We start from the raw sequence: 21,063 nt of genomic DNA on the forward strand, positions 1-21,063 counted from the left end.
TTTCTCTCATAGGTGCGAGAGAACCCCATTATTATTGTGACTTACGTACTCGCAAATACCATTCGCAAAGCAAGCGTACTTGTTTGCGTGTATAACCTTTATCGATCATTCGAGAAATAAACTCCTCATGTTTTTTCTTATCATCTTCAGATGCTTTGGCATTGAAAGAAATAACAGGTAACAAATCTTCCGTATTGGTGAACATCTTTTTCTCAATCACCGATCTTAATTTTTCATAACTGTTCCACACAGGGTTTTTGCCACGATTATTAGCACGGGCGCGTAAAACAAAATTCACCACTTCATTACGAAAATCTTTTGGATTGGATATCCCTGCGGGTTTTTCAATTTTTTCCAGTTCTTGGTTTAATAAAGCGCGATCGAAAATTTCACCGGTATCTGGGTCGCGATAATCTTGGTCTTGGATCCAGAAATCTGCATAGGTTATGTAGCGGTCGAAGATATTTTGGCCATATTCAGAATATGATTCCAAGTAAGCAGTTTGAATTTCCTTGCCAATAAACTCAACATACTTAGGTGCCAAATATTCTTTAATAAAGGCCAAGTAAGATTCCTGTACTTCTTGCGGAAATTGTTCTTGTTCAATTTGACGCTCCAAGACATACATTAAATGTACTGGATTCGCGGCTACTTCACTATGATCGAAATTGAACACTTTAGATAAGATTTTGAAAGCAAAGCGAGTGGACACACCACTCATTCCTTCATCAACACCGGCGAAGTCACGGTATTCCTGATATGATTTAGCTTTCGGGTCGGTGTCCTTTAAACTCTCGCCGTTATAAACGCGCATTTTTGAGTAAATACTTGAATTTTGAGGCTCTTTTAAACGAGTTAACACTGAAAATTGCGCCAACATGTCCAAAGTCCCAGGGGCACATTGTGCATGAGTCAGCGAACTATTATCAATAAGCTTTTGATAAATTTTAATTTCTTCAGAAACACGCAGGCAATAAGGTACTTTGACTATATTAATACGGTCTATAAATGCTTCATTATTTTTGTTATTTCTAAATGATTGCCATTCGGACTCATTGGAGTGCGCTAAGATAATTCCTTCAAATGGAATAGAAGATAATCCTTCAGTTGCGTTGTAATTGCCTTCCTGAGTGGCCGTTAACAATGGATGTAGCACTTTGATGGGTGCTTTGAACATTTCAACAAATTCCAAAAGACCACGGTTTGCACGGCATAAGCCACCAGAATAACTGTATGCATCAGGATCATCCTGAGAAAACTCCTCGAGTTTACGAATATCCACTTTACCCACTAAGGACGAGATATCCTGGTTGTTTTCATCGCCTGGCTCTGTTTTGGCAACGGCAATCTGTTTTAAACGGGATGGTTTAACCTTAATCACTCTAAATTTACTGATGTCTCCATTATATTCATGTAATCGTTTAACTGCCCAGGGTGACATCAGATATCGTAAGTATCGGGGGGGAATTCCGAACCGTTCTTGGAGTAACTCAGCATCTTCTATTGGATTAAATAAAGAAAGAGGGGATTCAAATACTGGTGAACCTTTAATGGCATAAAAGGGGGTTTTTTCCATTAAATCTTTTAATTTTTCAGCGATAGAAGATTTACCTCCACCTACAGGTCCTAAGAGATAAAGAACTTGTTTGGTTTCTTCCAGTCCTTGAGCTGCATGTTTAAGGAAACCAACAATTTGTTCAATGGGTTCTTCCATGCCGTAAAAATCTTGAAATACAGTATAATGAGGGATGATTTTATTGGAAAAAATCCTTGATAAAACAGGATCATGACGTGTGTCAATCATTTCTGGCTCACCTATAGCCATTAATAAGCGTTCCGCTGGATTGGCATAGGCAGACGGGTCATTTTTACACAACTCTAGGTATTCTTCCAAACTCATCTCTTCTTCTTTGTTATCTACAAAGCGTTTGGTATAACCAGTTAAAAAGTCTTGAGTGTTCATATGCCATCCCCTTTTACCCTTCTATAAGGATATATTGTGTTTCTTTACATTTATTGCATTTTACTGGTAAATGCAATAATGGATTTTCAGCTAACTTCGTTCTATTTATAAAGATTGACCTAAGAAGTTACCCCTTTATAATCATTATAGGCTAAACTAGGAAAATTGTTATATAACTCAATAAACTTAATCGCATTTGCATAGGATGTAATGATCATGCCTAACACTACCGTTTATTTAAAAAACTACCAGCCCCCTTTTTTTACAGTAGAAACTGTAAATTTAAATTTTGACTTGTATGATGATCATGCTTTGGTACAAAGTGAACTGAAATTAATCCGTCAACATCAAGGTCCTTTGCATTTATATGGAGATGAGTTGGAATTGGTAAGCGTGCATCTGAATGGCCAAAAACTCGAGCCATCTGCTTACACCTTACATGAGGATGAGCTAATTATAGAAAATTGTCCCGATGAACTGGTATTAGATATTGTCACGCGGATTTATCCTCAAAATAACACCCAATTATCCGGCCTTTATCGCTCAAATCATTTATTTTGTACCCAGTGCGAGGCAGAAGGCTTTCGACGCATTACCTATTTTCCAGATCGCCCCGATGTTTTAGCTACTTATACAACGCGCATTTCGGCAGATAAAAAACAATACCCTATCTTGTTATCCAATGGAAATTTAATCGAATCAGGTAGCACTCCGGAGGGGCGTCATTGGGTAGTTTGGAATGATCCCTTTAAAAAACCATCGTATTTATTTGCTTTAGTTGCAGGAGATTTGGCTTGTGTGCAGGATCAATTTACTACGAGTTCTGGTCGCACTATTGATTTACGTATTTATGTGGAACCTGGAAATGAAGATAAATGTGCCCATGCGATGGACTCTTTAAAAAAATCCATGCGCTGGGATGAAGAAGTTTATGGACGTGAATACGATCTGGATATTTTTATGATCGTAGCGGTTAGCGACTTCAATATGGGAGCAATGGAGAACAAGGGATTAAATATTTTTAACTCCAAGTACATTCTTGCTCGTCCTGAAACCGCAACCGATCAAGATTTTGCAGATGTTGAAGGCGTGGTTGCCCATGAATATTTTCATAATTGGACTGGTAATCGAGTTACCTGTCGTGATTGGTTCCAGTTAAGTTTGAAAGAAGGACTCACTGTGTTTCGGGATCAGGAATTTTCTCGGGATATGAACTCACGTGACGTAAATCGGATTATGGATGTTAGGGTATTGCGAAGTGCGCAATTTCCCGAGGATGCCGGAGCCATGGCACATCCGGTACGACCCGAGTCTTATCAGGAAATAAATAATTTTTATACAGCTACGGTATATAACAAAGGTGCTGAAGTTATCCGTATGCAGCATACACTACTTGGTAAGGCAGGTTTCCGTAAGGGTATGGATTTATATTTTAAACGTCATGATGGTCAAGCGGTTACTATTGATGATTTTGTTGCTGCTATGGAAGACAGTAATCAGATTGATTTAACTCAATTTAAACGATGGTATAGCCAGGCAGGAACTCCAGAAGTAACCGTTACTAGTGAGTATGCACAAGGGCAGTTGATCTTAAAAATGAAACAAAGTTGTCCTTCAACTCCTGAATGCCATGAGAAGAAACCATTTCATATTCCTATTAAAATTGCCTTATTTGACTCTAATGGACATCAAATATCATTGGATCGAGAACTATTAGAGTTAAAGGAAATGGAACAGAGTTTCACTTTTACAAACTTAAATGAAAAACCGGTCATATCCTTATTACGTGAGTTTTCTGCCCCGATTAAGATGAATCATGATTTAAGTCAGGACGAGTTGTTGTTTTTATTGCGACACGAAGTAGATGGTTATGCTAAATGGGATGCAGCACAAAATCTTATTCTGAATTGCATCAAGGAATGTTTGAATAAACCATCAAGTAAATGGCAAATTCCATCTAATTTGATTTCAGCTTTGCAGCATGTATTGCTTGATGAGTCACTTGATGCGGATCTTCGCGCAGAATTATTAACACCTCCAGGATTTGAGGATATTGCTACACGATTAGAGAGTGTGGATGTGAGTGCTGTAGAAAGTGTACGTGATTTTTTTCACCAGCAATTAGGTTGGTATTTGTATGAAGCTGCTCATTCACTTTATCGGCAGTTATGGAATATTGAAGATCACCGTATGAATGGTCCTGCATACGGGCGGAGAAAATTACGCAATGTTTGTCTATGGCTTATGATGAAAGCAAAGGAAGTTTCAACTCTAGACCTGTGTCAACAACAATTTATGGCTGCACGGACTATGACCGATCAAATGGCTAGTTTTTCTTTATTAGTTAATTGCACGAATCAAGGTTTACGCGAACAAACAATTGATGATTTTTATAAACAATGGTCCAAAAATGATTTGGTTTTAGACAAGTGGTTTGCAATCCAAGCGACTTGTGAGTTACCGGAAACTTTAACTCATGTGAAAGTTTTATTAAAACACCCTGCATTCTGTATCAAGAATCCAAATAAAGTCCGCGCTTTGCTCGGCGCATTTTGTATGGGAAATCCGCGCAATTTTCATGCATTAGATGGAAGCGGTTATTCCTTTTTAGCGGAAATGCTGGTGACACTAGATAAGATTAATCCGCAAATCGCAGCCCGCTTGGCTAATCCGTTCACGCGTTGGAAGCGCTATGATAGCTCCAGACAAACTTTGATGCGAAATCAATTAGAACAGTTGGCTAAGTTAGAATTATCACGTGATTTGGCAGAAGTTGTTTCTAAAAGTTTAATGGTGAATTAGAGAAGCAATTTGGTAACCTGGGTTAGGCGACGCCATAACCCAGTTATGGTTTAACCTCATTTTAGAGTACGACTTTAGTGTTTTCAGCTGGAAGAGAATTCAAATCATTGCATAAATTGGAAGGTTTTAACGTGTAATACAGCCCTAATCCTACTTCAGATAAAAAAATACACAGGACAAGTGCACCAAACAATATACAAAAAATTTGTTTGTTCTTTTTCTTTTTTTCATGGATTTTATTGAGAATGGTTTCATTACTGTGAAACAAACGGTCGCTGATTATTTTAATGACTGAGGCGACAATTGCATCATGACACTCATGATTTTCCAAAGCATGTAATTTGCTGATTGACAGGTGTAACACCACAGTGGACTCCATTGCTATGACAGTTAGAGCACAGGTGCGGTTTTGAATCACCCTCATTTCATCAATTGTTTCTCCTGCGCTCAGGGTTCCAATCAATTCAGGGGCAGAATTTTCCCTTTCTTTTTTATAAAGCCCAACAGTCCCCGAAATAATAATGAAAAAATTATCATTTAATTCACCTTCTTTAAGCAAAATATTGCCTTTTCCAAAGGTAGTTCTTGATGAAATCTCCATAAATGTTTGATAATTTTCCTCGGATAAAGAACTTAAGAGAGGACTGTTTCTTAAAATATTTTTTTCATTTACGGAAAAGTCGCTCATTGAATTTTCCTTAACTCAATTGAGTTTTATTATGCTCTTTCGTCACGCAATCTGATTGAGATATTTGAGACAAACGAGCTCGGTTACTTTAATTATTTGTAGAGAGATGCATTTTTTTCAAGAAAAATTAAATTTTGAACAATTTTATTGGAATTATGAATAGCTCCTTGATAATTTGACAGGTGCACGTTTATCGATAAGCTTTTTACGGATAATAGGTAAAATTAAACAGAGTAGGAGCGGAAATGTCTCATCGTTTTGCAGTTATGGGTAATCCAATTGCGCATAGTTTATCCCCGATAATTCATCAGTATTTTGCTCAACAGGTGAATGTGCAATTGACTTATGAAAAAATTAAGGTGGATGAATCATCTTTCGAGCAACAAGTATCTGATTTTTTTACTCTCGGTGGCAAGGGTCTTAATATTACTTTACCCTTCAAACAAAGAGCTTTTGCGATGGCATTACACTGTAGTTCACGTTGTGCCCAAGCTGGAGCTGCAAATACGTTATGGATGGAAGCAAATCAATTACATGCAGACAATACGGATGGTGTGGGAATTATTCGTGATTTGCATCGCTATATCTCAGTCGAAAGCAAAAGGGTATTGATATTAGGAGCTGGAGGAGCCGCTCGTGGAATAGTTTATCCTCTACTGGAGCATCATCCTGCAGAGCTGATCATAGCCAATCGTACTTTAACCAAAGCGGAAGATTTCCAACGTGCTTTCCCGCAAATCAAATGTTTGAGTCTTAATGCGCTGGAAGGACAATTTGATTTGGTGATTAATGCTACTTCTGCCAGTTTGGCGGGGGAGTTTGTGGCCTTACCTGCACAATGTATGTCAGCAAAACCATTTTGTTATGATCTGTCTTATGAACACAATGAGATTACGGCTTTTGTTCAATATGCTAAGGACTTAGGTTGCGAAGCAGTGGATGGTTTAGGCATGTTGGTCGAACAAGCTGCTGAGTCATTCTTTATTTGGCATGGTGTGATGCCTCAAACAGAAGAAGTACTTTCCCTATTACGTACCCATGTCACCGGGGGAAAATCAAAATGAAACCCAGGTTATACGGAGGCTTCACATTGTAAGTGGCGCAACTACTCAAAAAAAGCCGTAACTTCCTTGGCATTATTGATGGTGTCTTGAAAACCAAGTTCAAGCAATTCCCGGGTGTAGTCTCGTTCAAAAAGCACAAAACTTAAAAGATCGCCAGAATGTTTTTTCTCACCTAGAATATTGAGGAGATAGCGGAGTAAAGTGGGAAGCGCTTTAAAATGGATTTGCGCTAAAGGTGCTAAATCTTTACTCGGACGTAAATGCAAAGTAGTGATGGGGCGCCATGGAGAGCGGCGCTTTTTCCACATTGAGAGCAACATCGCTATTTCATTCATTCGGTTGACCATTTCAATATCCCGGTCGAGATTGTCCAAAAAGAGCGCATTTAGCATGTTACCAAAAATATGCGAAAAAGGAATGTCATCATGATTTCGTAACGTTTCCTGTTCAACAAATGTAGGTAGAGCCCGGGTTCCTAAAATTAGAATTTTATCGACTTCAAAACGAATAGATCCTCGTAGTGGTGCAGCCAGACCCACGCTACCGTCACCATAATGAAAACCGTCAAGTAACACGGTTGGAAAAAATAGAGGTAAGGCACTGGATGCTAAAATATGTTCTGCCTGGACGCTAACACGCTTGCTGCCGTGGCGCGGGTAATTCCAATCCATAAATTCAGGATTATTATGTTCGTAAAACGAAATAGTCTGGCGAGTTTCATAACAATTGCTGATAATTTCTAGAGTATCGAGATAGCCACCACTTATATTTTGCGCAATTTTATTGAAATCAAGGCCATCCGTTATCATCTCTCTCAGAGGAGTGGTATCAAGTAAATGTGCCGCTTGCCGTTGCTTGATCATCATAGTGCTCATGTTACGCATAACGGATTTACTTAATGCAAAATTACTCGCTTTATAAACTTGCTGGCAATGAATTTCACTCCAAATCGTCTCGAGTTTATCAAGTGCTGTGGGAAAGTCATCGGCATTTTCCGCAAGCACTGCTGCGTTCATACTCCCCACGCTTACGCCGCTGACCATTTCAAAGGGTAATGTTTTAACTTGTAATATGTGGCCAATTGCTTTTAAGACACCAGCTTGATAAGCGCCTCGAGCACCACCACCTGCCAAATAAAGGGCTTTTTTAGACATAATGATTTTTTTTATCGCATTTATTTAGTCTCTATGAGGAAATATAGTTGAGTTTATACTGGATTAGCAAGCTCTAGCGTATATTGGAAAAAAAATTATCAAAATTTTGGCGAATAGTATATTATGTGTTTCTGAACAAAGTGGGTAATTGGTGAGCAAGGTGAGAGAATTTGAGATTTCTGATACTCTACTCGAGGCAGCTGAAGTCCTTGAAGAAATACAACGCCCCATCGACTGTGAAATTGAGCTCTTATTCTTTAAGAAAAATCCTGAAAAAGTCTTAAAGAAGGTATTACTTGCATCACAAATCATCAAAACTACCGGTAGTTCAGGCAAGGCAATAATGCAGATAAGTTCTTCTATAAGAACGTTTAATAATATTGCGCCTACTGAATCGCTGAAGCAAGGATTAGGTATCGGAGCAATTATATTTGCTGCATTGGATTTTCTTCTTATCCCGTTTATTTATCTTACCTGTTACTTATTAGGCGAAAAAATTCCTGCGGATCGGAGCAATAATTCCAAATGGCTTTTTTCTTCAATATTGTTAGCACTGACGATCACTTCCATAACAGTTCCTGCTGTAGCAATAGCGATTGCTCTAACCACAACATCAATCTCATTTCTTTTAAGCGTATTTTTATTAGGCAGAGCAATATATGAACGTAACCGTTTGGGTAATGATCGTAGAGCAATTAGAAAATTGATTGACAATACTACAGAGGAAATAAAATCCATTCAGACCGATGCAATTACGCTTAGAAATGCATTAAGAGAAGAGATCGATGAACAGGAGCTTATCTTTTTATGTGAGCAAATTTCAATGCTACACGAACGTTTTAAGGCAGAAAAAGATGAGCTAATAAAACTTAAGTTAAAAGAATTGGATTTGAATAACAAAATAAAGAACGCAGGATTTATGCAAGTCATGGACAAGGGAGTTGGTTTAAGTTTGTCTGCCTTAGGTTTAATTGGTTTAATTGTATCTTTATATTTCCCATTAGTAGGATTAGGGATATTAACCGCAGTATCCGTTATTTCACTTGCATACCTTGCAGCACGATTGATCGTGCCTTTAATCCAATTGGGAAAATGGATTGTTAACAAAATTTGTTCTTTGGTTGGCGGAAGTTCTGAGGATTTAACACAGGCGGATAAGCCTAATAAAGAATATTCAACCGATTTGATGTTAGGACGTTTTTCGGCTAATAAAAATGATATAAATGAGTCGTCGCAAAAAATAACTAAATACACTTCGGATATCTCATTATCCCGTACAATCCCATTATTTCAGCCTCTGAAAAGCTCAGTAGATAGAGTCGAAAAAGGAAAACCGATTCATTCTTTATTAACTCCACCTATTGAAAATACATTTCACTGATAAGATAAGCACCTATTGATAAATAGCTTTTTTCTGTTATTCCTCAATTTCGTAGCTTCTGCTTTTTTAGTCTAAACCTCATTGCAAAAAACGTAAAACTCCTTTAACTTAAAAATTTACCCCCAAAAGGAAAAAAACTCATGGTGAATATACTTCGCGAGCAACCCCGTGCATTTCACATGATTTTTATGTTGGAATTATGGGAGCGGTTTGGGTTTTATACTGTTCAAGGGATTTTAACTTTATTTTTTATTCGCTATTTGGGTTACAACGATACCGTTTCCTATTACACCTTTGGTGCCTATTCGGCTTTAGTATACGGGATGGTGGTTATTGGTGGGTATTTGGGGGATAGAGTATTAGGAACCAAACGTACCATTGTTTTGGGCCTTATTGTTTTGGCTGCAGGTTATTTTTCTTTGGCGCTTACTGATAAGGAACATGTATTTCTTGCCCTTGGGTTAATTTGTGTTGGAAATGGTTTGTTTAAAGCAAATCCATCAAATTTGCTTGCTAAATGCTATGAGGCAAATGATCCGCGTTTGCATGGTGGCTTTACCTTGTATTATATGGCAATCAATTTGGGAAGTATGATTGCATTATTTGCTGGACCAGCAATTTCTAGCCGCTATGGTTATTCTTATGCGTATATGATGAGCGCGATCGGTTTATTAATTGGCTTGGCAAATTATTGGCTTCAACATCAATTTGTGGCTCATATAAATACTGATGCGGACAAACGGAACATTTCGTTTTTCCAGTGGTTACTGATATTGGTCGGAATAGTCTGTCTCACTGAAGGATCTGCTTATTTATTGCAGCATGTAATGCTAACAAAAAATTTGTTTTGGTTGATTACCATTACGGTAATCGCTTATTACTTATTCATGATTCGCAAGGAAAGCAAAATTATCAAGATGCGTATGTTGGTTGCTTTGGCTTTGATGTTGGAAGCCATCATTTTCTTTACTTTATATCAGCAAATGCCTACCTCGTTGAATTTGTTTGCGGTCCATAATGTAGTCCCTGTTTTTTTGGGAATTACGATTGATGCACAAAGTTTCCAAGCGTTAAACCCGATTTGGATCGTATTAATGAGCCCAGTTTTGGCCTATTTTTATGACGTTCTTCATAGAAGAGGCATAGAGTTTTCTATTCCTTATAAATTCTCTTTAGGAATGACGATGTGTGGAATTAGTTTTTTAATGCTCTTTTTTGCACGTTATTTTTACACAGACCAAGGTATGGTTTCTTCCTGGTGGTTAATCATGAGCTATTTATTTCAAAGTGTGGGTGAATTATTAGTATCTGCACTAGGAGTGGCTATGGTTGCAGAATTGGTACCTCCCCAGATTGCTGGATTTGTGATGGGAATGTGGTTTTTAACCTCCGCAATTGCGGGATTTATTGGTGCTTCAGTCGCATCTTACACAGCACTTCCTGAGCAAATTAAACCTGGAGTAGGTTCATTAATGATTTATACTCATGTGTTTGCTTGTATTGGCATTGTCACCCTAATTATTGCTTTCCTAATGTGGTTATTGTCACCACGGTTAAGTCGTTATATTTCGGGGAAAAAAACAGACTTAGAGCAAGAGGCAAAAGAAGCAGAATACTCTGTATCTAAATGTTTTATGATTCAGTCTCGGTTTGAACAACATTCGGATCCGCTTAATTAAAATACGTTGAGAGATATTTTTAATAATTCGTATTGAAGATGAGTCAACCTAAAATCCGAGTGGAATTTAGATTGACTCAATTCGTTTATCTCCAATGACCTCGGCCACGATGCCAACCACCCCAGCCTCCTTTATGCCAACCGCCACCGTGCCAACCAGTTCTATGCCAACCGCCATGCCAGTTACTACCATGCCAACCTCTATAGAAGCCGCGCCCACCCCAATAGCCCAAGCCTAAACTACCCAATCCTAACCCGAGGCCAGAATAAGAGTAACCTGGGTAATACCCTGAATAATAAGAGTAGTTTGGATAATAGCCTGAATTATAATAGCCAGTATTGGGATTTGCAGTGACATAGCAACCGCTTAAAAGAAGTGTAGGAACAAACACTAATACTGCGATAATAATTTTTTTCATGATCGCTTCCTTACGCAATGTTCGCACATTAATTATACTCCATGAATATAATTTGATCAAAAAATAATTGATGTAGCAAATGAATGACAGTAAGTTGTTTTATTATTAAGGCATTTTTTAAGATAGCTTGGATAAACTATGTTCATTTCGAGGATTTCTATTGTACTATGCAGTGAATTATGGAGTTAATTGAAAGCAGGTAAGAAAAATGAGTATCCCAATCAATCTGCATTCTCAAAAATTAATAAAGAACTATTTATCAGAGGCCCAAGTCCATTCACGTGAGCTTAGTTCCATTACTACATCGGTTGATCTCCAGACCTTAATATTTTGGTTGAATAAAGAGCTAAAATACTCTAGGAAATCAAAAGGACAACAGCAAAAAATCGAGTTTATTCTTGTACTATTACGAACGTCTTTATTGCAGGATTTATTCCTTTCTATGAAAGGGGTTGACGCCAATTTACTCCAAGAAGAGAAACCTAATACTCCAATAGACAAGATAAAATTTATCTTGCTCACTATGGCAGGTATTTTGGTTGCAGCATGTCAGGGATTCGATAGCATTGTGACCATGCTAAATATTTTCAATCTATCTTCCTCAATGATTCTTGCTGCTGGATTTGTATTCTCCTTTCTTTCAGTGATTGTTTTTTGTGGATTTGACTTAGTCAAAGTCTCGAAGGCTTTGGGAGTTAAACTGAGTGATACTTATAAGTTATTAGATGCATATTTGTTGCAATTAAAAATAATTAAATCCATTAGAAAAAAAGTAAATGAATATTCTCTTTCAGATTTGTCACAAGAAGATTTAAAACAATTGGAATGCATTATTTCCATGCTGCAAAAACGCTTTACGTTGCTCACTGAAGCAAGTAAGCAATTTGAGTTGGCCCTCACAAGTGAGAATATGAATAGGGCTAAGTCGCTTATTTCCGGTGTGTCTGGAATCCTGTTCTTTGGCGGAGGGTTCTTCGCTGGTCAATCAGTAGCTCTTTTCATGTCTGGTCTTCTTATAAACCCATTAACATCAGCTTTTTGGCCTGTGATCCTGTTTAGTGCTCTCGTCGGATTCGCTGCATTTAGCATTTACTGGTATGTTGAGCGTCCTGGACTAGACAAATTAGTAAGCAGCTGGTTTGGCCTAAACGAAGAGAATATCCAGAAATTATGTGATAAGCATCTAATTAATAAAGAAATTCATAAATTAGAAAATCTACAACTAAAAGTAATAGGTGCTTCTCGATTAGTGAAAAAATTAACTCAAGCTGAACAGCGCATTGAGTTGGATAAAACACTGTTAATTGATGAATGTGTTGATGAGCGAATTTCGATCGATATACGAGCAAGTGGTAATTATTATTCTTTTCTTAAGCCTCAGCGACCTTGCGATGTACTCTTGAACATTACGTGTAAGCAGGAACAAGTAGACCCGTCTTGTTGTTTTATGTAAGGTCGGTATAGATAATATTTATCTTTCGATCTTAAAGTTAAATATTGAGAATATCTTTCACAAAAGGAATGGTTATTTTTCGCTGTGCAGCAAGAGATGCATCGTCTAAGCGGTTAAGCAAATTATGTAGGTCATGCATATTTCGGGAACATCTATTTAAAAGGAATTGACCCACACTTTCTGGTAAGTCGAACCCTCTTTTAAGCGCATGAAGTTTCAAAGTGTGAATTTTATCTTCGTCACTTAATTCCATTAGTTGAATTACCAAGCCCCAACTTAATCTTGAACGTAAATCAGCCAGTTGAATCGGAATTGTAGCGGGAGATTGATTTCCAGAAATAATTAGAATGCTTTGTTCCATATCTTTGATTTTATTGTATAAATGAAATAACGCTTCTTCCCATTCAGGATCTTTGGCTATAACATCTATGTCATCAATACAGATTAACTCTTGATCTTCAACTCCCTCTATAGCTTGCGGTCCCCATTCTTTAAGAAAAGTCAAAGGAAGATAGATTGCAGATTGAGCATCAATTGCTTGACAACATCCTTGTAATAAATGGGTTTTACCGCTACCTGAATCACCCCAAAGATAAAGTAACCGATCTTCTTTATGAGTGAGCATGTGATGTAATTGCTGGTGCAACAGTTTATTACTTCCCCAATTGAAATCAACAAGGGTAGCCTCATCGTTTAATTTTATTGCTAACGCCAACTGCTTATTCATTATGATGGTTCTTTTTTGGGATACGCTTTTTTGCCCCAGGTCCATATATAATCAATATAAGTAACCGCTGTTGTAAACGTCGTCAAAATGATTAGAACAGTGATCAAATAAGAAGGAAATTCAAAATAGGCTAATTCAAATAAACAGGAAGTAACCAGAATGAGTTGTAATGCAGTATTAATTTTACTGAGCAAAGTGGGTTGAAAATCCAACTTGCGGCGAACAAATTGATACCAAGCAACTACCCCCAAAGAAATTGTTAAATCCCTGAGGAACACTAAAACGACAAGCCACCAAGGCAATAAACCAATTAATGCTAAAGAGATGAAGCTGGAAGCAATTAATAATTTATCCGCAAGTGGATCCACAAAAGATCCAAAAAAGCTTTGCCAGTTAAAACTACGAGCTAAAAAGCCATCCAAGCCATCACTTAATCCCGCAAATATGAATAAATAAAAAGCGATTACATACTCATGGCGATATAAAAAAAATAGAAAAGGTGCGATTATTATGAGACGCAATAAAGTTAGAGCATTTGGTATGTATTTTAATATCATAGGCCATACGATAATGTAATTACCCTTATTTGCTCAGCCCCTTAAATATAGGGATGGCTTAAGAAAGAGTATATGTTTTTGCTGAACTGTTAAGTCTAGTGTATACAATACTCGTAGTTCTGTCACTTATGTTTCTCTTCATTTTTACGATACATAATTAATGTATTACCAATCATTTGTACGAGTTCGGCTTGTAGTTGTTGGCATAACTCATCTGCCATCATAATTCTGTCCTCCCTTTCTGCCCCATTAATTTTCACTTTTATGAGTTCATGCGAAAGCAATGCAATATCTGTTTCGGCAATAACGGCTTCAGTTAATCCTTTCGCACCAAGAAGCACGACAGGTTTTAAATGATGTGCTTGGGCTTTAAGTGATTTTTTGAGTGCAGTATCCACTGGTAATGTTCCTTAAATACACTCCAATAACATAGCTATTTGGAGACTGAATGATAAAATGGTAAATTATTGCACGTTTTGCTGGGAAAAGGTAGTGAAATTCAGTATCATAGGTCAAATTGATACTCTATATAAATTTATGAAGCGTACTAAAAGCAGTAAGCGGTGGTTACAAGAGCACTTTGATGATGTTTATGTAAAGAAAGCACAAGCAGAGGGTTATCGTAGTCGCGCTATATACAAGTTAAAAGAAGTAGACGACAAAGAGTCTTTGCTCAAACCAGGGATGACGGTAGTTGATCTAGGAGCAGCTCCTGGTGGATGGACACAGTATGTCACTGAACGGTTGCAAGGTCGCGGGCGTATAGTTGCCCTTGACATTTTGCCTATGGATGCATTGCCCGATGTGGATTTCATTCTTGGGGATTTTAGGGAAGATGAAGTACTGCAGAAGTTAAAAGATTTAATCCCTGAACACAGTGTTGACTTGTTATTATCAGATATGGCCCCAAATATGAGTGGTACAACTGCAATTGATATTCCACGTGCCATGTATTTGGTAGAATTGGCTTTTGATTTTGCAGAAAAAATGCTAAAACCAGGTGGTTCCATGCTAATTAAAATCTTTCATGGCGCTGGTTTTGATGATTTAGTAAAACAAGCAAGAGCTTCTTTTGAGAAAGTCGTGATTCGAAAGCCTTCCGCTTCTCGTTCTCGCTCAAAAGAAACCTATTTGCTGGCAAAGGGATACAATTTATAGTAACTTTATGATTTAAGAATCCGATCATAATATAAAAGCTGTACGTCACTAACGAGGTTAATACTTTGAACGACATGGTTAAGAATTTATTTTTATGGCTGATTATAGCGATCGTGCTTGTTTCAGTTTTCAGTAATTTCGGCCCTCGAAACACGGTTGCTGAGAAGCTTTCTTACAGCCAATTTTTGAAAGAAGTCGATCAAGGTATGGTTAATTCAGTCACCATTGAGGATGATAAAATCATCAAAGGAATGACTAAAAATAATAAACGTTTTGTAACGTACATGCCTATGCAAGATAATGCTTTATTAGGCGAGTTGCTAAAAAGTAAAGTCGACGTAAGCGGCCAAGAGAAACAACAAGAAAGTTTCCTTCTCCATTTATTTATCAATTGGTTCCCAATGCTGCTTTTAATCGGGGTTTGGATATTTTTTATGCGCCAAATGCAAGGAGGGGGTGGTCGAGGTGCCATGTCGTTTGGCCGATCACGTGCACGCTTGCTTGGTGAAGATCAAGTAAAAGTGACTTTTGCTGATGTTGCAGGAGTAGATGAAGCTAAAGAAGAGGTTAAAGAATTAGTGGATTTTCTTCGTGATCCTACCAAATTCCAAAATCTTGGGGGACGTATTCCTCGCGGTGTATTATTAGTGGGCTCTCCCGGAACAGGTAAAACCCTTTTGGCTCGAGCTGTTGCTGGTGAAGCGAAAGTTCCATTTTTCACCATTTCGGGTTCGGATTTTGTTGAAATGTTTGTCGGGGTGGGTGCATCTCGGGTCCGCGATATGTTTGAACAAGCGAAAAAACATGCTCCTTGTATTATTTTTATCGATGAAATTGATGCAGTAGGTCGTCATAGAGGCGCGGGTCTTGGAGGCGGTCATGACGAGCGCGAACAAACACTAAACCAATTGCTTGTGGAAATGGATGGTTTTGAAGGGAGTGAAGGAGTAATTGTTGTTGCAGCAACGAACCGCCCAGATGTTCTAGATCCTGCATTATTGCGCCCAGGTCGTTTTGATCGCCAGGTGGTAGTTCCATTACCTGACATTCGAGGTCGTGAACAAATTTTAAGAGTGCATTTGCAAAAAGTTCCCGTAGATAGCAATGTGGACATTATGGCAATTGCTCGAGGAACTCCGGGGTTTTCGGGAGCAGATCTCGCGAATCTGGTGAACGAAGCTGCTTTATTTGCTGCACGTGCAAATAAACGCAAGGTCAACATGGTGGAATTAGACAAAGCAAAAGACAAAATTATGATGGGAGCGGAACGACGTTCCATGGTTATGGATGATAACGAGAAAAAACTAACTGCTTATCATGAGGCGGGTCACGCAATTGTTGGTTTATCTGTACCCGAACATGATCCGGTGTACAAAGTTTCTATTATCCCACGGGGTCGTGCTCTTGGGGTGACTATGTTTCTACCAGAGCAAGATCGCTATAGTCATAGTAAACGCCGTTTAGAAAGCCAATTATGTAGTTTGTTTGGTGGCCGTATCGCCGAGGAACTCATTTTTGGTCCTGAAAGCGTGACTACTGGTGCCTCGAATGACATCATGCGTTCTACTGAAATAGCCCGTAAAATGGTTACAAGCTGGGGACTTTCATCTTTGGGCCCTCTTACTTTTGGTGAAGAAGAAGAGGAAGTATTCCTAGGGCGATCGATGAATAAACATAAAGAAATGTCAGACAGGACAGCGCAGCAAATTGATGATGAAGTCCGTACGATTATTGACCGAAACTATAAACGAGCTAAAGAAATTCTTGTCACCAATATGGATAAACTGCATTTAATGGCACAAAATTTGATTAAATACGAAACGATAGATTTCAATCAAATCCAAGAAATTATGTCGGGTAAAGAGCCTACACCACCGGAAGATTGGAATTCGTCAAAACCACTGGATGGCTCGGAAGTGAATAACCACTCATCAGAAAAACCAACAGAGCATGAGGTTAGTGTAAACCCTGCTGAAGAGCACTGAAATATTAGTGAGAAAAGCAGGTGAATCCAACGCAATTTTCAGGTTGGCTTGAACTACAAAGCCAACCTTCTTTAGGTAAATCAATCCAAAAACCTTTAATTATGGGAATATTAAATGTCACTCCAGATTCATTTTCTGATGGTGGCGAATTTTTATCCCTAGATAAGGCTTGCGAACACGCAGATTACTTAGTAAGTAAAGGTGCAGATTTAATCGATATTGGAGGGCAATCAACCCGACCCGGAGCGCACCATGTACCGCTCGATGTCGAATTAAATCGAGTCATACCTGTCATTAAACAAATTCGTACAAATTCAGATATATGTATTTCGATTGATACAAATAAACCAGAGGTTATGGAAGCTGCTATCAATGCAGGTGCTAACCTAATTAATGATATTTATGCTCTACGCACAAAAGGGACTCTGGAGATGGCGGCACAGCTGGCAGTTCCGGTATGCTTAATGCATATGCAAGGTGAGCCACACAATATGCAACGTAATCCATATTATGCAGACGGTGTGCTTAATGAAGTAACCCGTTTTTTTATGGAACGTATTAATGCATGTGATAAGGCAGGCATAAAAAGAAGTAATATAATTTTGGATCCGGGCTTTGGATTTGGAAAACAAGTACAAGATAATTTGCTCTTGGTAAAAAATCTTGATAGCTTTGCATCATTGGGGAGGCCTCTGCTTTTAGGGGTATCACGTAAAAGTACTATAGGGACGGTACTGGCTAGAGAGGTGGGTGAGCGTTTGATAGGAAGTATAGCGGCAGCGGTTTATGCAGCACTGAAAGGCGTGGGGATCATTAGAACGCACGATGTAGATGAAACAAACCAGGCGCTGCAGATGACTACCATGATTAGTCAGGCCGATGTAGATCAGCTCACGCGAGCTAAAATTTCTTAATAGAGGTGGTTAAGGATGAGTCAACGTAAATATTTTGGTACTGATGGCATCAGAGGGCATGTGGGTCTGTCAAATATTAATCCAGAATTCGTTTTGAAGTTGGGTTGGGCTGTTGGCCGAGTATTGGCTAATGGGCATCGCAAAAAAGTAGTGATTGGAAAAGACACACGAGTTTCAGGCTATATGCTGGAATCAGCTTTGGAGGCGGGGTTATCCGCTGCTGGTGTTGATGTCGCTTTGTTAGGTCCAATGCCTACTCCAGCCATTGCTTATTTGACTCAAACACTGAGAGCCAATGCCGGTATCGTGATTAGTGCATCGCACAATTTATTTGAAGATAATGGAATTAAGTTTTTTTCTTCAGAAGGGGGTAAATTACCCGACAGCGTTGAATTAGCAATTGAAGCGGAACTGGAAAAGGAAATGCAAACCGTCCCGTCACAAAATTTGGGGAAGGCGGCACGAATTGATGATGCAAGTGGGCGTTATATAGAATTTTGTAAATCAACAATTCCTTCATTAACACGATTATCCGGTTTAAAAATAGTTGTTGATTGCGCTAACGGTGCAACCTACCACATTGCTCCCAATGTATTTGTTGAGTTGGGTGCTCAAGTTATCGCTATCGGTAATCGCCCTGATGGCTTTAATATTAACGAGGATTGTGGTTCTACAGCTCCTGAATTATTAAGGCAAAAAGTTATTAGTACGGGTGCAGACATTGGTATTGGTCTAGATGGTGATGGAGATCGTGTGGTCTTAATCGATTCTGATGGTCGTTTACTTGATGGAGATCAAATTCTTTATATTATTGCGAAGGATAGGCATCAAAGAGGCGTATTGAATGGCGGGGTAGTGGGTACGCAGATGAGCAATTATGGATTGGAAATCGCAATAAAAAGTCTGGGTATCCCTTTTGTTCGAACACGCGTAGGAGATCGATACGTTTTAGAGGCTTTACGAGAAAAAGATTGGAAGATTGGTGGTGAAACCTCAGGACATATTGTTTGTCTGGATAAAACTACAACAGGCGATGGGATTGTTGCTGCATTGCAAGTCTTGTCAATTATGGTAAAGCAAGGGAAAACCTTACAGCAATTAATTGAAGGAATAAATTTATTACCACAAAGCTTGATGAATTTAAAAACTAATTATGCCACCTTACTTGCTGAACATACTCAAGTAATTGAAATTGTGCGAGCTTTAGAAACTAGTTTAAAAGGAGAGGGAAGAGTATTACTCAGACCGTCAGGCACTGAACCTTTATTACGTGTTATGGTGGAAGGTATGGATGAGAGTATTGTAAAACAGCATGCACAAAAGTTATGCGATGAGATTAGTCAAATTGAGAGGGGTTTGGGCGCTTAGTAATAAATTTAACCTCCTGGTTTTTGAGCTAAAGAACCTTTTAATAAAAAATACACGATAAGACTACACATCGGCATTGAGTTTGGGTATAGTCCGCAATTGGAACGAGGGGGTGTACTAATGAGGCACAAGATAGTTGCGGGCAACTGGAAAATGAATGGTCAGCTGCAGCAAGTGATTCAATTAAGTAATGAACTTAAACAATCACTGAATTCTATTAATGATGTCCAAGTTATAATCATACCTCCAGTAATTTATATTCCACAAGTCAGGGATATACTTGCTGAATGTAATATTGAAGTAGGTGCCCAGAATGTATATCCAAAGGACTTTGGAGCGTATACCGGAGAAATATCAGCGCCTATGTTAAAAGATTTTAACTGTCGCTATGTATTGGTGGGACACTCTGAGCGAAGACATTTTTTTCATGAAGATGAAAATTTTGTAGCGCAAAAATTCCACCATGTAAAAGAACATGATATGATACCGGTTCTTTGCGTCGGTGAAACGCTAGTTGAGCGTGAAAAAGGGCAAACAGAGCAGGTCATTGCTAAACAATTACTTGCAGTAAGTGAGCAAGACAAAAATTGTTTTCGTGATTGTGTTGTAGCTTACGAACCCGTTTGGGCAATAGGCACAGGAAAAACTGCTTCACCCGAACAAGCACAGGAAGTACATCAGTTTATTAGAAAGCTGGTTGCAGAGATAAATCATAGCGATGCTGGACGTTTACCCCTTTTATATGGGGGAAGTGTGAATGAAAACAATGCCAGAGCATTATTTGCCATGCCAGATGTAGATGGTGGCTTGGTAGGAGGCGCATCGTTGAACGCGAAACAGTTTGTGGAAATTGTGAAATGTATCAATTGATATTAATGATTCATGTAATCGTTGCTGTAGTCTTAATAGGCTTAGTGCTCATCCAACATGGTAAAGGCGCCGATATTGGTGCAGCTTTTGGATCAGGCGCTTCAAATACTTTATTTGGTAGCCAAGGGACAGGCGGATTTTTATTTAAATTAACTGGTGGTTTGGCAATAACCTTTTTTATCACCAGCTTATTGTTATCTTATTTGGTGTCTGTCCAATATCAAAAAGCAGATCAGCAAATAATTCCTCAGACTAGTGTACCTGCGAGTTCAATTCCTGTACCGGTTGATAACAATAAGAAATAAATAAGAATCTTCTCTTTGTACTTAAGTACTCAGAGGGATTAGAGAAGTAAATAATTATTAAAGAATATGCCGAAGTGGTGGAATTGGTAGACACGCCGTCTTGAGGGGGCGGTGGCGAAAGCCGTGCCGGTTCGAGTCCGGCCTTCGGCACCATTTTAATCCGTGCAAGGTGAAAAAATGCTATCTCAATATTTACCTGTTCTTATTTTTATAATTATCGGATTGGCATTGGGCGTAGCAATGATAGGGGCTGGTTCCCTTTTGTCAAAGCACAACCCTGATAGCTCTAAGAATTCTCCATATGAGTGTGGATTTGGTGCATTCGAGAGTTCTCATATTCCATTTGATGTTCGCTTTTATCTTGTAGCCATTTTATTTATTATTTTTGATTTGGAAACTGCGTTTTTCTTTCCATGGGCTTTAGCTTTACGTAAAATTGGCTGGTTTGGTTTTGCAGGAATGATGTTGTTTTTAGGATTATTAGTTATTGGTTTTATTTATGAATGGAAACGAGGCGCACTAGAGTGGGAATAATTTAAGGTGTGCAATAAGTCACTTCTGATTGTTACTTCCTAAG

At 38.5% G+C, this 21,063-nt stretch carries 19 protein-coding genes and 1 tRNA gene; 13 read left to right on the forward strand and 7 right to left on the reverse strand.

The genetic code is table 11. From position 1 onward, the window contains the following. Nucleotides 1-31: 31 nt before the first annotated feature. On the reverse strand, nt 32-1,963 hold the full coding sequence (locus ACWTE2_RS08450; RefSeq protein WP_454784987.1) for a PrkA family serine protein kinase: 1,932 nt from the start codon (nt 1,961-1,963) through the stop codon (nt 32-34). A 216-nt stretch (nt 1,964-2,179) separates the two neighbouring features. Here ACWTE2_RS08450 and pepN point away from each other — a divergent pair, with 216 nt between their 5' ends. Continuing rightward, nucleotides 2,180-4,765, forward strand: coding sequence for an aminopeptidase N (gene pepN, locus ACWTE2_RS08455; protein WP_454784988.1), 2,586 nt, complete (start codon nt 2,180-2,182; stop codon nt 4,763-4,765). 61 nt (nt 4,766-4,826) lie between these two features. On the opposite strand, the gene ACWTE2_RS08460 is transcribed toward pepN, so the two are convergent. Beyond that, the gene (locus tag ACWTE2_RS08460; protein WP_454784989.1) at nt 4,827-5,453 is read right to left on the reverse strand and encodes a Crp/Fnr family transcriptional regulator; all 627 of its coding nucleotides are present in this window, start codon (nt 5,451-5,453) and stop codon (nt 4,827-4,829) included. A gap of 245 nt (nt 5,454-5,698) precedes the next feature. On the opposite strand from ACWTE2_RS08460, the gene aroE reads away from it, so the two are divergent. Further along, nucleotides 5,699-6,517, forward strand: a complete 819-nt coding sequence (gene aroE, locus ACWTE2_RS08465; RefSeq protein WP_454784990.1) for a shikimate dehydrogenase — start codon at nt 5,699-5,701, stop codon at nt 6,515-6,517. A 41-nt stretch (nt 6,518-6,558) separates the two neighbouring features. Here aroE and ACWTE2_RS08470 read toward each other — a convergent pair whose 3' ends face one another. After that, complete coding sequence (locus ACWTE2_RS08470) at nt 6,559-7,671, reverse strand: patatin-like phospholipase family protein (protein ID WP_182392322.1); 1,113 nt, start codon at nt 7,669-7,671, stop codon at nt 6,559-6,561. Nucleotides 7,672-7,831: 160 nt separating this feature from the next. Between ACWTE2_RS08470 and ACWTE2_RS08475 the strand changes: the two genes are divergently transcribed. Next, the gene (locus tag ACWTE2_RS08475; protein WP_454784991.1) at nt 7,832-9,052 is read left to right on the forward strand and encodes a hypothetical protein; all 1,221 of its coding nucleotides are present in this window, start codon (nt 7,832-7,834) and stop codon (nt 9,050-9,052) included. Nucleotides 9,053-9,192: 140 nt separating this feature from the next. Further along, entirely contained in the window at nt 9,193-10,731 is a 1,539-nt protein-coding gene (locus ACWTE2_RS08480; RefSeq protein ID WP_454784992.1) for an oligopeptide:H+ symporter, read from the forward strand. Between the two features lie 85 nt (nt 10,732-10,816). On the opposite strand, the gene ACWTE2_RS08485 is transcribed toward ACWTE2_RS08480, so the two are convergent. After that, the gene (locus ACWTE2_RS08485; RefSeq protein WP_454784993.1) at nt 10,817-11,149 is read right to left on the reverse strand and encodes a hypothetical protein; all 333 of its coding nucleotides are present in this window, start codon (nt 11,147-11,149) and stop codon (nt 10,817-10,819) included. Nucleotides 11,150-11,357: 208 nt separating this feature from the next. On the opposite strand from ACWTE2_RS08485, the gene ACWTE2_RS08490 reads away from it, so the two are divergent. After that, nucleotides 11,358-12,602, forward strand: a complete 1,245-nt coding sequence (locus ACWTE2_RS08490) for a hypothetical protein (protein ID WP_454784994.1) — start codon at nt 11,358-11,360, stop codon at nt 12,600-12,602. 37 nt (nt 12,603-12,639) lie between these two features. Here the strand turns inward: ACWTE2_RS08490 and hda are convergent, their stop codons facing one another. From hda to yhbY, 3 genes are all read right to left on the reverse strand, one after another. Continuing rightward, nucleotides 12,640-13,329, reverse strand: a complete 690-nt coding sequence (gene hda, locus ACWTE2_RS08495) for a DnaA regulatory inactivator Hda (RefSeq protein WP_454784995.1) — start codon at nt 13,327-13,329, stop codon at nt 12,640-12,642. Continuing rightward, entirely contained in the window at nt 13,329-13,886 is a 558-nt protein-coding gene (locus tag ACWTE2_RS08500) for a CDP-alcohol phosphatidyltransferase family protein (RefSeq protein ID WP_182392328.1), read from the reverse strand. Before ACWTE2_RS08500 ends, hda begins: the two co-directional genes overlap by 1 nt. Nucleotides 13,887-14,008: 122 nt before the next feature. After that, entirely contained in the window at nt 14,009-14,284 is a 276-nt protein-coding gene (gene yhbY, locus ACWTE2_RS08505; RefSeq protein ID WP_182392329.1) for a ribosome assembly RNA-binding protein YhbY, read from the reverse strand. Nucleotides 14,285-14,423: 139 nt separating this feature from the next. Here yhbY and rlmE point away from each other — a divergent pair, with 139 nt between their 5' ends. From rlmE to ACWTE2_RS08545, 8 genes are all read left to right on the forward strand, one after another. Continuing rightward, on the forward strand, nt 14,424-15,044 hold the full coding sequence (rlmE, locus tag ACWTE2_RS08510; protein WP_182393575.1) for a 23S rRNA (uridine(2552)-2'-O)-methyltransferase RlmE: 621 nt from the start codon (nt 14,424-14,426) through the stop codon (nt 15,042-15,044). A gap of 74 nt (nt 15,045-15,118) precedes the next feature. Then, on the forward strand, nt 15,119-17,029 hold the full coding sequence (gene ftsH, locus ACWTE2_RS08515) for an ATP-dependent zinc metalloprotease FtsH (protein WP_454785030.1): 1,911 nt from the start codon (nt 15,119-15,121) through the stop codon (nt 17,027-17,029). 20 nt (nt 17,030-17,049) lie between these two features. Continuing rightward, nucleotides 17,050-17,943 carry a dihydropteroate synthase gene (gene folP, locus ACWTE2_RS08520; protein WP_454784996.1) on the forward strand — a complete coding sequence of 298 codons (894 nt, stop codon included), beginning with the start codon at nt 17,050-17,052 and terminating at the stop codon, nt 17,941-17,943. Nucleotides 17,944-17,958: 15 nt separating this feature from the next. Next, nucleotides 17,959-19,311, forward strand: coding sequence for a phosphoglucosamine mutase (gene glmM / locus ACWTE2_RS08525; RefSeq protein ID WP_454784997.1), 1,353 nt, complete (start codon nt 17,959-17,961; stop codon nt 19,309-19,311). 120 nt (nt 19,312-19,431) lie between these two features. Next, a complete protein-coding gene (tpiA, locus tag ACWTE2_RS08530; protein WP_454784998.1) occupies nt 19,432-20,181 on the forward strand; it encodes a triose-phosphate isomerase in 750 nt (249 codons plus the stop codon). Next, nucleotides 20,169-20,486 (forward strand): preprotein translocase subunit SecG, encoded by a 318-nt coding sequence (secG, locus tag ACWTE2_RS08535; RefSeq protein ID WP_454784999.1) that lies wholly within the window; start codon nt 20,169-20,171, stop codon nt 20,484-20,486. Before tpiA ends, secG begins: the two co-directional genes overlap by 13 nt. Before the next feature lie 68 nt (nt 20,487-20,554). Continuing rightward, a tRNA-Leu gene (locus ACWTE2_RS08540) sits at nt 20,555-20,639 on the forward strand. A gap of 24 nt (nt 20,640-20,663) precedes the next feature. Next, the gene (locus ACWTE2_RS08545) at nt 20,664-21,020 is read left to right on the forward strand and encodes an NADH-quinone oxidoreductase subunit A (protein ID WP_182392334.1); all 357 of its coding nucleotides are present in this window, start codon (nt 20,664-20,666) and stop codon (nt 21,018-21,020) included. Nucleotides 21,021-21,063: the final 43 nt, after the last annotated feature.

Source organism: Legionella nigrisilvae (assembly GCF_977063395.2).